The sequence below is a fragment of the Clostridium sp. genome, assembly GCF_026168755.1.
Lineage (GTDB): Bacteria > Bacillota > Clostridia > Clostridiales > Clostridiaceae > Clostridium.
This window is the reverse complement of the sequence record NZ_JAPFDR010000055.1, coordinates 1-14,997: the sequence shown is the minus strand read 5'-3', so window position 1 is coordinate 14,997 and position 14,997 is coordinate 1. Positions and strand designations below refer to the sequence as shown.

Genomic DNA, 14,997 nt, shown 5'->3' with positions numbered 1-14,997 from the left:
TTATGGAACATCAAGAGCAGATGTAAATAGTGTATATCCAGGATATTCAAGTGGAAATAATGCAGGATTTGATGGAACTATTAATATATCAAATATAGCTTCAGGAAATAGAAAAGTAAGTGTAAAAATAACAGCAAATGATGGAACAACTCAAACTATAGAAAGAACAATTAAAGTTGAAAAATTACCATCAATAAGTTGTTTAGATGAGCCTACTAACAATCTTACAGTAAACTCAGATAAATTGAAGATAAGAGGATGGGCATTAGCAGGTTCTGGAGTTAAAGAAGTAAGAGTATATGTTGATGGAACAGATTTAGGAACAGTTCCTTATGGAACATCAAGACCGGATGTAAATAATGTATATCCAGGATACTCAAGTGGAAATAATGCAGGATTTGATGGAACTATTAACTTAGGTGGAATTCCTACTGGAGAAAAGACCTTAAAAATAAAAATAACGGCAAATGATGGAACAACTCAAGTTATAGAAAGAAGATTTACTTATAGAAAAGCAAAGCTAGTAGTAGTTGATCCAGGTCATGAGATTGAATCTGTAGATCCAGGAGCAATAGCAACTCATAATGGAATTAGATATGTAGAAGGAAATTTGAATTTACAAATAGCTATCAAGTTAAAAGCTGAATTAGAGGCTAGAGGAATAGAAGTATACATGACAAGATATGATAGTGTAATAATAGATAGAAACTCTACTGAAAGTTTAAGGAAAAGAGTTAAAGCTGCAAATGATATGAATGCTGATTTATTTGTTTCAATACACCATAATTCATTTACTAGTTCTTCAGCAAATGGATTTGAGGTATATTATAGTACAGGAACTCCAATTACAACTTATACTAATGAAAGAATGATTACTGAAGATGGAAGAGATTTAACATTAGAAACTAGGTCTTATGCGTCAAGAAGTAATACAGATAAGGTTACTATAAGTAAGGGGCTAGCAACAGCAATAGCTAACGAAGCCTCATCTACTTTAGGTTTATATAATAGAAAGGCGAAGGATAGTAATTTATATGTTTGTAAGAATACTACAATGCCTTCAATATTAATAGAAAATGGATTCTTAACTAATCCAACAGAAGCTGCAAAAGTAAGTAGTGCTAGTCATCAGCAAAAATTAGCTGAAATAACAGCTACACAAATTAATGAAGTATTAAAATAAAAAAATAGTATTTTCTCTTATTTGAGAAAATACTATTTTTTTTAGATGTGCTAAGCATGTGCAAGAACTTCGCGTAGAAAGTTTTTATTCGATTATATTAAGCTGCTTTTTAGGCTTTATAAATAATCCAATACATAAAGCAATAACAGTAGGGATTACCCAACCAAAGCCAACATTAGCTAAAGGTATAAAGTTTAATGCAGAACCAAAGAATGAAAATAATAATCCACATACTAAGGAAACATAAACAGCTAATCTAATAGCAACAATGTTAGTTATAAATTTATTAAGCATAGTAACAACAATTATTGTAATAGCTACTGGATATAAAACATTTAGTATAGGAACGGATAATTTAACAATTTTATCAACACCTTGACAAGCTATTACATAGCTTATTAAAGAAATAACTATAGCATTAACCTTATATGATAATTTTCCATTAGTTACTTTTTCAAAGAATGAAGCCCCTGCAGTTAATAAACCAATTGAAGTAGTTAAACAAGCAAGTCCGATAGCAGCTCCAATTAATACGACACCAAAAGTTCCTAGAATTTTATTAGCAATGAATACTAATAATGAAGTATTGCTAATTCCAGAATCAACTAAATTAACAGTATGAGCACCTATAAATGTTAAGCCACCATAAACGAATGCTAAACCAATAACAGCAATTACACTAGCTTTTAATAAAACTGATTTTACTTCTTTACCTTTATACCCCTTTTCTATTATAGAAGAAGTAATAACGCCTGCAAATAGTAAGGCAGCTAATGCATCCATTGTTTGATACCCTTCAAGTAAAGATGTTGATAGTATGTTAGTAGCACCTGTAGGAACTATTTCTCCAATTGGATCTATTATACCTTTAACAATTACTATAGTTAGAATAATTATTAAAGCTGGTGTTAAAAATTTACCTATTGTATCTATAATAGAAGAACGTCTTAAAACAAAGAATAAATTTATTAAGAAATAAATTGCCATTACTATTATAGGTGACCATGTAGGGAGGAATGGCAATATTGAAATTTCAAAAGTAGTTGCAGCAGTTCTTGGGATTGCCAGTAATGGACCTATAGCAATGAATAGAACTGTTGTAAGAATTAAAGTGAATTTAGTACCTATTTTATTTGTAATACCTTCAAAACTACCATTTCCTCTAGAGCAAGCTAGTATAGCAAGTAAAGGCAGTCCAACTCCTGTTATAACAAATCCTACGATACCTAATAAATATTGATCTCCTAATTTATTTCCAAGTGATGGTGGAAAAATTAAGTTTCCGGCACCAAAGAACATTGAAAATAAGGCAAATCCTACTACAATAGAGTCTCTCATTTTATTTTTCATATGTATACCTCTTTCTTATTTTTTTATCTTTATTACTTTATTAACAGATTAATAAAAAATAGTGAAAAAAATTTTAAAATTCTTGCTAATCTATTAAATTTGATATAATAATAACATTTTACAAGTATATTTTCAACAAAATATTATAGAAAAAAGATTTGAGTATTTTAAAAATTATGAAGTTAAGGCATTAATGAAGAATAGTTTTTTATTATTTTCTTAATTAAAATAATAGTATGTATTAAGTCATTATGTTATTATAGTTGTATATATACTAAAATTTTACTTAGTTAGAGAGGGAATGAAATGAAAGTAAGAAAGGCTATAATACCAGCGGCTGGTCTTGGAACAAGATTCTTACCAGCAACAAAGGCACAACCAAAGGAAATGTTACCTATAGTTGATAAGCCTACAATTCAGTATATTATTGAAGAGGCAGTTGCATCTGGAATTGAGGAAATATTAATAATAACTGGTAGAAATAAAAAATCTATAGAAGACCATTTTGATAAATCTGTTGAATTAGAAATGGAACTAGAAAAAGCAGGAAAGCAAGAAATGCTTGATTTAGTTAGAGGGATATCAGATATGGTAGATATTCATTATATAAGACAAAAGGAACCAAGAGGGTTAGGTCATGCTATTAACTGTGCAAAATCTTTTGTAGGTAATGAACCATTTGCTGTAATGCTTGGAGATGATGTTGTTGAGAGTGAAGTTCCTTGCTTGAAACAATTAATTGACTGCTTTAATGAATATAAGACGACAATATTAGGAGTTCAAACTGTAGCACCTGAAAATGTTGATAAATATGGTATAGTTGATGGAATTCATATTGAAGATAGGGTTTATAAAGTTAAAAGATTAGTAGAAAAACCGGCAGTAGAAGAAGCGCCAAGCAATGTTGCTATTTTAGGAAGATATATAATTACTCCTAAAATTTTTGAAATATTAGAAAATACTAAGCCTGGTAAAGGAAATGAGATTCAATTAACAGACGCATTAGAAACTTTAATAAAAAATGAAGCTATGTATGCATATGATTTTGAAGGTAGAAGATATGATGTTGGTGATAAGTTAGGTTTTTTACAAGCAACAGTTGAATTTGCATTAAAAAGAGAGGAACTTAGAGAAAGTTTTATTGAATATTTAAATACAAAACCTTGGGAAAATAAATAATAAGTTAATAAAAGTCGGCTTAAAGCCGACTTTTATTAACTTATTATTTAAACTGTAAATATTAATTATATTATCTTGGTATAAGACCAATTTTCTTTTGCATTTTTCTTAAATTCTTAAGTGCTGCATAATTTGCTTTTTCTGCACCTAACTTATAGATTTCCTCTAAAGTCTTTTTATCTTTAAGTAAGCTATTAACCTTTTCTTGAATTGGAGCTAGCTCATCTACTATTGCATCTGCAACATCTTTCTTTAATTCAGCATATCCTTTGCCTTCATATAAAGCTAAAACTTCTTCTTTGCTATATCCTTTAATTGCAATCAGAATATCAAGTAAGTTTTTAACGCCAGGTTGTTCATCAGAATAGTTAACAACACCAATACTATCAGTAACGGCTCTAGCTATTTTCTTTCTTATAACATCAGGTGAATCCATAATTAAGATATAGCTATTTGGATTATCATCTGATTTTGACATTTTCTTAGCTGGGTCTTGTAAGCTCATAACCTTAGCACCAACTGGTGGAATATATGGATCTGGAATTTTAAATGTTGGGCTATAAGCATTATTAAATCTATTAGCTAAGTCTCTAGCTAACTCTAAATGTTGTTTTTGGTCAATTCCAACAGGAACTAAATCTGTATTATATAATAAAATATCAGCAGCCATAAGTACTGGATAAGTAAATAGGCCTGCAGGTATAGAATCACCATGTTTTTGAGATTTATCCTTAAATTGAGTCATTCTTGAAAGTTCACCCATATAAGTATTACATGTTAAAAGCCAAGCACCTTCAGAGTGAGCTGGTACATGAGATTGAATAAATAGTGTATTTTTTTCAGGATCAATACCACAAGCTACATAAATAGCTAAAACTTCTAAAGTTCTTTTTCTTAAGTCTGCAGGAAGTTGTTTAACTGTTATAGCATGTAAATCAACTACACAGAAGAAGCAGTCGTACTCATCTTGAAGTTTAACCCAGTTTTTTAATGCTCCTAAGTAATTTCCTAAAGTTAAATTTCCAGAAGGTTGAATACCACTGAAAATAACTTTTTTCTTTTCTGCTACGTTTTCCAAATATAGCACCCCTTTTCTTTTTTATAAAACCGTTTTATATGATTATTACAATTTCGTATTTCAATTATAGTTACTATTATAAAACTACCCAAATTTTATGTCAAATGAAACATTAATTTGTTTTTTTATTCATAACTAAAATAAGATTATATGCAAAAAGAAGAGCTGCAAAGCAACTCTTCATTAATTCAAAAGATTTATCTTCTGTCTCTATTCATCTTTTGAGCTTTTCTAGCTCTTCTACAATCAGGGCATCTAACAGGATCATTTTCAAATCCCTTTTCTTTGTAAAATTCTTGTTCCCCTACAGTAAAAATGAATTCCTTCCCACAGTCTTTACAGATAATTTTTTTATCTTCCATTTTATATACCTCCTTAAAATCCATAGGTCTAATCTTGATAACTATTATATACACCTAAGGAAAATAAGGGGTAGTTTAATGATATTATCATAGAATTTCCTAATGATTTTTATTACACTATTATTATAGCATAATTTGTAAAAAATGCAACAAAAATACTTTGAATATATGTTAAAAATAAAATTATTTTTTCTTATACTTTAATGAAAAAGCAGTAAATGCAATAAGTGGAACTGCTACAAATAATACTAAATTAATATATTGATAATATTTAAGAATATAAAATAAAATATAATTATTTCTTGATAAAAATGTTCCAAATATAAAAATTGCTAAAGTGTAAACTGTAGTAAAATATTTATAGTTTTTTATATGCTTTTTGTAAATTATATAAATTCCATAGCTTGCAATTATGTACTTTAGGAAAAAACCAGCTACTGTCTGATATAAGAAGAAGAAATCTCCAAATTCTAAGAAGCCATAAAGCTGAACTCTTTGACTTTGAGTAAACTCAGGATAAAAGAGATTAGTTGCTCTAAGTGGACCAAATGTAGATAATATTCCAATAAGAATGTAAATACAGATGGCACCTAATATTCCTAATGCTATAAAGCTATGTTTTTTTAAATCTTTTCCGTTGTTTAGATATCTTAAATACGGTAAAGCAATAACAAAAGCAGAGAGTGAACCTAAAACTAATAAAAATGTTGATAAAAATTCACTTGCTATATTACCTGCAAAAACAGGCATAATATACTTTACATCTTTATACCTTTCAGTAATTACAGATAATATAAAAGTATTAACACCTAATGAAGATATAAGAATTATTATAAAAATTAAAAATGAACATATATTTTTTCCAATTAGAAAAACTGATGGTAGAAGAAAAAATATAATTATATACCAGCTAGGAGTTTCAAGAAAAAAGCAGGATTTAATTATATTAGTTTCTACTGCAGCAGACTCAAGGGCTGCTAAAAATATACCAAAGGTAAACAAAAATAAAAATATGTTACCTACGGGTTTAGATAATCCCTGAGTAAAAATTTGATTTATATTATAAACTTTTCTAGAGTCCACAATATAAATTAAATACATGGCAAATGCAAAGAAAATTAAATAAATAATTAATGTATATAGCCATGTGTCTCTTCCCCCTTCTGCAATAAATAATGAGGGATATGTTTTAAAAGATATATATGTAACACCAAAGACAAAAAGTATAAAGTGTTTTGCTGATAATTTATTCATTTCTTTTCCTCCAATTTCTAAATATATGCTAAGTCTATTTTATTATTCTCAAAAAAATGAATATTAAACATGGTGAGAGGAATAATATCTTTAGGTGATGTAAATGGATAATTTAAATTATGTAAAAGAAAGGTTTGAAGGATGTTTTGATGTCAAATATAGAGATGTTAAAACAATATTAGGGGATGGTACTTTAGTATTCATAGATGATTTATGTAATGGTCAATGGATGATGGAATACTTAATATTACCATTAAGAGGATTTGGGGAATTAAAAAATACAAGTATAAAGAGTCCAAATGATTTATTGGAAAAGGTACTTGATATAAGTGCAACAGGAATGGCTAAGGATGTAGATGATGCACTTATGCATGTATTATCTGGAGATGTAATATTAATTTTAAAGGATTTTAATGAGATTATATTCTGTGAGGTTAAAAACTTTCCAAGAAGGGGTATAGGAATTCCTGAAACTGAAGCAGTATTAAAGGGGCCTAGAGAAGGATTTAATGAACTTATAGTAGATAATGTTGCATTAATTCGTAGACGTGTTAAGAATGCAAATTTAAAGTTTGAAACAGTTATAGTTGGAGAAGAATCACAGACTGCAGTTGCAATTACCTATATAAAAGGAATTGCGCCAGAGGATTTAGTTAACAAGGTAAAGGATACACTTAAAAAATTAGATTTGAGATTTGTTTTAGATTCAAATTATATAGAGGTTAACTTAAAACAGCAACATTCATTTTTTGATACAGTAGGATATACTGAAAAGCCAGATGAAGTTGCAGCAAAGATTTTTGAAGGGCGTATAGGGATTTTAGTTGATGGAACACCATTTGTAATTACAGTACCATATTTCTTCTTAGAGAATTTTCAAATGCCGGATGACTACTATCTAAATAGATATTATACAAATTTTAATAGAATATTAAGATGGTTTGCATTTTTTATTGCTTCATTTTTGCCAGGAATTTATGTTGCAATTACAACATATCATTTTTCAATGATACCAAGTCTTTTTGTATTTAGGCTCGCAGTATCAAGGGCTGGTGTACCATTACCAACAGTTGTGGAAGTATTTATTATGATGGTAGCTTTCCAGCTTATAAAAGAAGCAGGGTTAAGGTTACCTCATCCAATAGGTGGAGCAATGAGTATAGTTTCTGCTCTTATTTTAGGTGATGCAGCTGTAGGTGCTGGAGTTGCATCAAGGATTACAATAATAGTAGTTGCAATAAGCACATTAAGTTATTTCCTAATACCTAAGGTATATGGAGCCGTTTCATTTTGGTCAATAGTAATAATGTTATCATCATCATTACTTGGAGTACCAGGATTTTTATGTGCATCATTAATTTATATTATTCAAATAGCAGAATTAGAATCCGTGGGATATCCATTCCTATTTCCACTAGGTAGTGTAAGTGAATATAGATTTAAAGATGTATTTTTTAGAGGTAAATTAGATAGAATTTCAAGAAAGATAATAGGAACAGGGGGCAAGAAGAATGCTGAAAAATAAAAGAAGAAAAGCTTCAATATTCTTAAGTTTATTATTTCTACCATTACTTTTAACTGGTTGTTTCGATTATCATGATATTAATAAAGTCACATTTCCAACAAGTATTATTTTTGATGTAGATGATTTAGGGCAAGACATAGTTTATTTAGATTGTATTAAGCCTTATAGAAGTACTAATGATAGTTCAGATAAAGGGCGAAGGATAATTTATAAAGGTGTAGGTAAAACAGCTTTAGAAGCACTAAGTGATATAAATAGAGCGTCAAGCTATAAATTAGATTACACTCAAACAAGGGCTTATATCTTTACTGAAAAGGCTTCAAGAACAGGTATTAAAAAGTTTTTGGATTTAATTAATAATAATAGTGAATTTTCAATGAAACCAAGTACATTTGTATACTATGGTGATGTAGAGGAATTATTAAACACTGTATCTACAGATGAAGAGTATTTAGGATTATTTTTAAATGATTTATCCGGTAAGGAAAAGTATAATCCTATGGCTGTGAAATCAAATATAAATTATTATTTAAGTAATATTTTGATGGGAAGTAACACAGCATTATTAACGTCAATATCATTAGAGGATAATGCTATAGATAAAAAGATTCAAATACAAGGTTCATCTATTTTTAAAGATAATGTTTTAGTGGAAAAAATAGATACGGAGAATAGTTTAATTTACAATATTATGATGGGAAATGCAAAGAGTGGGACATTAGAGGTTTCTAACCCTCAAAGTAAAGAGAATTTTATTACATTACAAATACTAGATAGCAATATGAAGGATAAGTTAGAATTTCAGGATGGAAAGTATAAACTAATAAAGGATGTTAATGTAGAGGTATCAGTAAGTGAGATACAAGGAGGCTTAATAGTGGATGCTAATGCATTAGACTATATTAAAGTAAATGAAGAAGCATATATAAGTGGATATGCTGAATACTTATTTAATAAGTATAAACAAGAAAATCTAGATATTTTTGATATTGATAGATTAGCAGAGATGTACTATCCAAATGAAAATATAGATAACCAATTAAATGTTACTGAAATAGAGGTTAACACTAAATTAATTATAAAAGGAACAGGAGTTGTAAAGGATAGTCTTTAATATTTTAAAAGTATTAATAGAATAAATATAGAAGAATACTATTTAAATTAAATAGATGAATCTAATTGTTAAATGTAAAAGAACAAAGGATAATACAACAATAAAGTTATTTTCTTTGTTCTTTTTTTTTGTATTATAAATATAATATATTACTATAAATTTTTTATTGAAACTTAGAGCTAAAATTAGCAGTTTTAGTTTAGGGTGAATATTATATCTTATAGAGAGTTTAAGGTAAAATATAATGAATAAGAAAAAACTACTATCTTTAATACGACAGAGGGAAGGTACTAAGTTAGATTTTAAGCTAAAAATAGATATTTCATCAGAAGCTGGTAAGAAGGAACTTGCAAAGGATGTATGTGCTATAGCAAACTCTAAAGGGGGAAGAGGATATCTAATAATAGGAGTTGAAGATAAAACAAAAAGGTTAATTTGGTGGATTATTAGTATTTTGTGATAGTAATAATATATGTATTCCCAATAATGCAATAAGAATAATAAATAAAATAAATGATAATTATCCTAGATCAATTATGATAAATGGTAATCTATTAGATATGATAGACAAAGCAGAAAAACAAATGTATACGTTGTTGCCAAGAGGATATCCAGTTTTTGCTATTATGGAAGCTGTAAAAAATTCAGTAATGTATAGAGAGTATTCAATTATAGATAGATTGATAGAGATAATATTAACTAAAAGCTCAATAATAATTATAAGTCCAGGACAATTAGTATCTAAAAGTAATATGTTTGGGGATATGGGATATAATAAGAGAAATATGTGGATTTATGATAAGCTAATATCTTTAGATGAAGGTAAGAGATTTATTAATGATGGTAATGGATTAGTGAGAATAAAGGAAGCATTCAAAGGAAAAAGAAAGGTACGATTAATAAATTCAACATTAGATGATTGTTTTAAGGTTATTTTGCCAATGAGCATTGAATAATAAAATTTAATAGCTAATAATAACTTTAAAAAAGTGAAGAAGGCTTAGTGTACTGAAAATTATTTTACTAGAATTTTTTAATTATGTATAAAAAGTTTTAAATTATATCTTTAACAGAAATGTGGAGATAATTAACTATATAAAATAATTAAAAAGAAGGAGTGGTTCCAATGATTCAAGTTTTTTGTGCAAGAAGAGGTTCTGGAAAGACAAAAAGGTTAATAGAATTAGCCAACCACCAACAAATAACTGCTAAAGGCGATGCCGTTTATATTGATGATGATTCTAGACCAATGTTACAGTTAGCAAGAGGTATACGATTTGTAGATACTAATGAATATAAGGTTGATGATTGTAAAAGTTTTTATGGTATGTTATGTGGGATAATTTCATCTAATTATGATATTGAAAATATTTATATTGATGGATTATCAAACATTGTTAGATGTGCTATGAAGGATTCAACAGAATTATTTAGAAAGATAGCTGGATTAGCAGATAGATTTGGTATAAATGTATATATTAATGTTAATGTTGATACAGCTGAAGAAGTACCACCATGTATTAAAGAATACGTAGCATAGGATTGAAAATAATAAAATTTAAATAAATTATGAATAAAGCTACTCAAAAATGGGTAGCTTTTAGTTTAAAAGAGTTTTAATAAAGTTTATCTATAAACTTTTTAAAAAGTTAAATGTTCTTGATAAAACGTTGTAATAAATATATACTAGTTAATATATGAAATTTTATAGGAGGTAAGGATATGGTTAACGTTTTAGACGAGTTATTAGATCGTGGATACATAAAGCAATTTACTCATGAAGAAGAAACAAGAGAATTGCTAGAAAAGGAGAAAATAACTTTTTATATAGGATTTGATCCAACAGCTGATAGTTTACATGTAGGTCATTTTATAGCAATGATGTTTATGGCTCATATGCAAAGAGCTGGTCATAGACCAATAGCTTTACTTGGTGGGGGCACTGCAATGGTAGGAGATCCATCAGGAAAAACTGATATGAGATCTATGCTTACAAAAGAGCAAATTGAACATAATGTTTCTTGTATAAAGAAGCAAATGGAAAAATTCATAGATTTTTCAGATGATAAAGCTATTTTAGTGAATAATGCAGATTGGTTATTAAACTTAAATTATGTTGACTTCTTAAGAGAAGTAGGAGTTCACTTCTCTGTAAATAGAATGTTAACAGCTGAATGCTTCAAACAAAGATTAGAAAAGGGATTATCATTCTTAGAATTTAACTATATGTTAATGCAAGGATATGATTTCTATGTATTAAATCAAAAGTACAACTGTAAAATGCAATTAGGTGGAGATGACCAATGGTCAAATATGATTGCAGGTGTTGAGTTAGTTAGAAGAAAAGCCCAAGGTCAATCTATGGCAATGACTTGTACATTATTAACTAATAGTCAAGGTCAAAAGATGGGTAAAACAGTTGGTGGAGCATTATGGTTAAATCCAGAAAAGACATCACCATTTGATTTCTACCAATACTGGAGAAATGTAGACGATGCTGATGTTGAGAAATGTTTAGCGTTATTAACATTCTTACCTATGGATGAAGTAAGAAGACTTGGAGCTTTAGAAGGTGCTGAAATAAATAAGGCAAAAACAGTTCTTGCTTATGAAGTAACTAAGCTTGTTCATGGAGAAGAAGAAGCAAACAAAGCTAAATCAGCTGCAGAAGCATTATTTGCTGGTGGAGTTGATATGAGTAACGTTCCAACAGTTACAGTTACATATGAAAGCTTTGGAAAAACTGTTCTTGATGTTATAGCTGAAACTAAGATAGTTCCTTCAAAGGCTGAAGGAAGAAGATTAATCCAACAAGGTGGTCTTTCTATAAATGGAGAAAAGGTTACAGAAGTAACAAGAGTATTCACTGAAGAAGATATACAAGATGGAGCAGCTTTAATTAAAAGAGGTAAAAAGAATTATAACAAAATTGTAATTGAATAAACTTATGAATTAGAAGAGCTTGTATTAGATGTATAGTATTATATTAATTTAATACATGCTCTTTATTAAGCTCTTTTTATAAAAATTTAAAAGGCAACTAATGTAAAAGGTGGAGAAGTTATGGAAATAAATAATGATGTAACAGTAACTAGGTCTATAAATAATAATGTTTTATTAGTTAGGGATAATGGAGTAGAAAAAATATTATTTGAAAAGGGAATTGGGTTTGGAAAGAAATTTGGGGATAAAATAAAGGCTAAAACAGAAGTAAGTAAGATTTTTGTAATATCAGATGATAATAATAGGAAGAATTTCAATGAAATCGTAACCACTGTAGATAATAAATTAATAGGGGTTTTTGAAGAAGCTTTAGGAGAAATACAAGATGAATTAGGAGAAGAGTTAAACGAAAATATACATGTAGCACTTATAGAGCATTTATCATTTTCAGTTAAGAGATTAAAAAATAAGCAAGAAATAATTAATCCCTTTTTAAATGAAGTAGAAACTTTATATTCTAAGGAGTTTAATTTAGCATCTAAATTAGCAAGAAGGATAGAAAAGGTAGAGAAGGTTAAAATTCCAGATGGAGAAGTTGCTTTTATTGCAATTCACATTCATTCTGCACGTAATAATGGTAAGTTGGCAAATACAATAAAATATGCATATTTAAGTAATACAATAGTTGAGAATATTGAAGATAGACTTGAAATTTATATAGACAGACAATCATTAGATTATACTAGATTTTTAATTCATATTAGATTTGCAATTGAGAGAATTATAAACAATAAGAAAATAGAAAATACTCTTAAAGATATTATAAAAGAAAAGTACAAGCTTTCTTATGAAATATCAAAGGATGTAGCAAAGATTATTGGAAATACATTAGAGTGTGAAGTTTGTGAAAATGAAGTAGCATATATAGCTATGCATATTGAAAGATTTAGGATATCACTATCATACAACTAAAGTGTTTTGTAAAAAAATGTATATACCTCTGAGGTCAATCCAAATATTGGATTGACCTCAGAGTATTTTTATTTTAAGATTAAGTGGTTATAATATATAAATGATAAGTTTAGACACGAGATAAGGGGGAGTACTATGGCTTTATATGCTATTTCCGATTTACATCTTGCATTAAGTACAGATAAGCCTATGGATATATTTGGTGGCCATTGGATTAACCATGATGAAAAGATAAAGAGAAATTGGATAGATAAAATAACAGAAGAAGATACAGTGTTAATTGCTGGAGACATTTCTTGGTCTATGAAATCTGAAGATAGTAAAATAGACTTAGAATGGATAAGTAATTTACCAGGTAAAAAAATTATAAGTAAGGGAAATCATGATTATTGGTGGAGTAGTATATCAAAATTAAATGCTATGTATGATAACATGAAATTCGTACAAAATAATTTTTATACTTATAATGATTATGCTATTTGTGGAACTAGAGGCTGGATTGATCCAAGTAGTGATAAGTTTAATTCTAAAGATGCAAAGATATACGCAAGAGAGCAAATAAGAATAAAATTATCATTAGATTCAGCAAAAAAGGCTGGATTTAATAAATTTATTGTAATGATTCATTATCCACCTTTCGGTAATGAAAATGAAGAAACTGATTTTATGAAAGTTTTCCAAGAATATAAAGTTGAAAAAGTTGTTTATGGACACTTGCATGGACCAGCTAATGTGAAGGCTATAGAAGGAGATATTAATGGAGTAGAATATATAATGACTTCATGTGATTTTATTGATTTTAACCCAATTAGGATATTAGATTAAAGAGATATAAATTAATGTATAAAAATATATGTTATATGTATATTACACTTTTAATACTGAAATTTTAATGATATGATTTTTAGTTACAGTTTTTGGTGTTTTTGATATAATGTATTTGTACTAAATATAAGGGTGATGTTTTATGGCAATGCAAAATTGGAAGAGTTTCCTTATGCCTTATGAACAAGCGGTAGATGAGCTTAAGGTTAAACTAAAGAGTATAAGAAAAGAATATAGGAAAAGAAATGAGTATTCTCCAATTGAGTTTGTTACAGGAAGAGTTAAGGAAGCTTCTAGTCTTTTAGAAAAGGCAAATAAATTTGGAATTCCTCTTGATAGAGTAGGTCAAGAAATGGAGGATATAGCTGGTATAAGAATAATGTGCCAGTTCGTTGATGATATAGATACTGTTATTGAACTTATTAGAGCAAGACGAGATATGCAAATACTTTATGAAAAAGACTATGTAAGAAATGTTAAACAAAGTGGATATAGAAGTTACCATATGATTATTAAGTATACTGTTTATATGGCAGAAGGACCAAGGGATATATTAGCAGAGTTTCAAATAAGAACTTTAGCAATGAATTTCTGGGCTACAATAGAACATTCTTTAAATTATAAGTATAAGCAGCATATTCCTAAGGAAATACAAGATAAATTAAAAGAGGCAGCGGATTCAGCATTTAATTTAGATGAACAAATGCTAGAAATAAAGGATGAAATAAAAGATGCCCAAAGGTTATTTGAGGTTAAGTCAGATATAATAACTAATATAATGAACAATATAATGACTTTAATGTCTCTAGGAAAAACAGCAGAGGCAAGTAGGTATCAAGTTATGCTTAATAAGCTTGTAGATGAAGGTGAAGTTTGGGAGCTAAATAATCTTCTAAGCAGCATCAAAAAAGATATTATACGCTACAAAGAAAGTGAATAATATTGTTCGTCAAGTAGGGGCGAAAAATTAATGATATTACACACCACATGGTAGCGAAAAAATGAAATATTTATTTTCCGGGAACTGTGAAATTTTCACCTAGAATTTATATAATTGATTCCGTAAAGTTAGCTAAAGTTTTTAAACTCGCTATTCGCTCAAACAGTAAAAACTTCTTAACGCCAACTTTACTCCATCAATTATTAAATTCTACGGCTTAATTTCAATGTTCCCTCCAAACTAATATTTCATTTTTTCTTTTTCCATGTGTT

The 14,997-nt window shown here is 28.5% G+C and carries 13 protein-coding genes and 1 pseudogene; 10 read left to right on the top strand and 4 right to left on the bottom strand.

Translation table 11 applies throughout. The annotated features are described in order from the left end of the window. Positions 1 to 1,183, top strand: a 1,183-nt coding sequence (locus Q0Y03_RS13580) for an N-acetylmuramoyl-L-alanine amidase (RefSeq protein WP_297714348.1), incomplete at its 5' end; no start/stop codon positions are given. A gap of 84 nt (positions 1,184 to 1,267) precedes the next feature. Here the strand turns inward: Q0Y03_RS13580 and brnQ are convergent. After that, positions 1,268 to 2,533 (bottom strand): branched-chain amino acid transport system II carrier protein, encoded by a 1,266-nt coding sequence (gene brnQ, locus Q0Y03_RS13575; protein WP_297714346.1) that lies wholly within the window; start codon positions 2,531 to 2,533, stop codon positions 1,268 to 1,270. Between the two features lie 306 nt (positions 2,534 to 2,839). Between brnQ and galU the strand changes: the two genes are divergently transcribed. Then, the gene (gene galU / locus Q0Y03_RS13570) at positions 2,840 to 3,712 is read left to right on the top strand and encodes a UTP--glucose-1-phosphate uridylyltransferase GalU (RefSeq protein ID WP_297714345.1); all 873 of its coding nucleotides are present in this window, start codon (positions 2,840 to 2,842) and stop codon (positions 3,710 to 3,712) included. Positions 3,713 to 3,782: 70 nt separating this feature from the next. Here galU and trpS read toward each other — a convergent pair whose 3' ends face one another. The 3 genes from trpS to Q0Y03_RS13555 all read right to left on the bottom strand — a co-directional run bounded on the left by trpS (position 3,783) and on the right by Q0Y03_RS13555 (position 6,406). After that, positions 3,783 to 4,790 carry a tryptophan--tRNA ligase gene (trpS, locus tag Q0Y03_RS13565; protein WP_297714344.1) on the bottom strand — a complete coding sequence of 336 codons (1,008 nt, stop codon included), beginning with the start codon at positions 4,788 to 4,790 and terminating at the stop codon, positions 3,783 to 3,785. 197 nt (positions 4,791 to 4,987) lie between these two features. After that, positions 4,988 to 5,152: a zinc-ribbon domain-containing protein gene (locus Q0Y03_RS13560; protein WP_148321349.1), complete on the bottom strand. Its 165-nt coding sequence runs from the start codon at positions 5,150 to 5,152 to the stop codon at positions 4,988 to 4,990. A gap of 183 nt (positions 5,153 to 5,335) precedes the next feature. Continuing rightward, positions 5,336 to 6,406 (bottom strand): endospore germination permease, encoded by a 1,071-nt coding sequence (locus Q0Y03_RS13555; RefSeq protein ID WP_297714343.1) that lies wholly within the window; start codon positions 6,404 to 6,406, stop codon positions 5,336 to 5,338. 103 nt (positions 6,407 to 6,509) lie between these two features. Between Q0Y03_RS13555 and Q0Y03_RS13550 the strand changes: the two genes are divergently transcribed. The 8 genes and pseudogenes from Q0Y03_RS13550 to Q0Y03_RS13515 all read left to right on the top strand — a co-directional run bounded on the left by Q0Y03_RS13550 (position 6,510) and on the right by Q0Y03_RS13515 (position 14,725). Further along, positions 6,510 to 7,931 (top strand): spore germination protein, encoded by a 1,422-nt coding sequence (locus Q0Y03_RS13550; protein ID WP_297714342.1) that lies wholly within the window; start codon positions 6,510 to 6,512, stop codon positions 7,929 to 7,931. Next, positions 7,918 to 9,045, top strand: coding sequence for a Ger(x)C family spore germination protein (locus tag Q0Y03_RS13545; protein WP_297714341.1), 1,128 nt, complete (start codon positions 7,918 to 7,920; stop codon positions 9,043 to 9,045). Before Q0Y03_RS13550 ends, Q0Y03_RS13545 begins: the two co-directional genes overlap by 14 nt. A 244-nt stretch (positions 9,046 to 9,289) precedes the next feature. After that, positions 9,290 to 10,001, top strand: a pseudogene (locus Q0Y03_RS13540) (RNA-binding domain-containing protein). A 170-nt stretch (positions 10,002 to 10,171) separates the two neighbouring features. Continuing rightward, the gene (locus tag Q0Y03_RS13535; protein WP_297714340.1) at positions 10,172 to 10,585 is read left to right on the top strand and encodes a hypothetical protein; all 414 of its coding nucleotides are present in this window, start codon (positions 10,172 to 10,174) and stop codon (positions 10,583 to 10,585) included. Positions 10,586 to 10,767: 182 nt separating this feature from the next. Then, a complete protein-coding gene (gene tyrS, locus Q0Y03_RS13530) occupies positions 10,768 to 11,988 on the top strand; it encodes a tyrosine--tRNA ligase (protein WP_297714339.1) in 1,221 nt (406 codons plus the stop codon). Positions 11,989 to 12,108: 120 nt separating this feature from the next. Next, positions 12,109 to 12,960 carry a PRD domain-containing protein gene (locus Q0Y03_RS13525; protein WP_297714338.1) on the top strand — a complete coding sequence of 284 codons (852 nt, stop codon included), beginning with the start codon at positions 12,109 to 12,111 and terminating at the stop codon, positions 12,958 to 12,960. Positions 12,961 to 13,095: 135 nt separating this feature from the next. Next, positions 13,096 to 13,785 (top strand): metallophosphoesterase, encoded by a 690-nt coding sequence (locus Q0Y03_RS13520; RefSeq protein WP_297714337.1) that lies wholly within the window; start codon positions 13,096 to 13,098, stop codon positions 13,783 to 13,785. Positions 13,786 to 13,927: 142 nt separating this feature from the next. Next, positions 13,928 to 14,725: a GTP pyrophosphokinase family protein gene (locus tag Q0Y03_RS13515; protein WP_297714336.1), complete on the top strand. Its 798-nt coding sequence runs from the start codon at positions 13,928 to 13,930 to the stop codon at positions 14,723 to 14,725. Positions 14,726 to 14,997 lie beyond the last annotated feature (272 nt).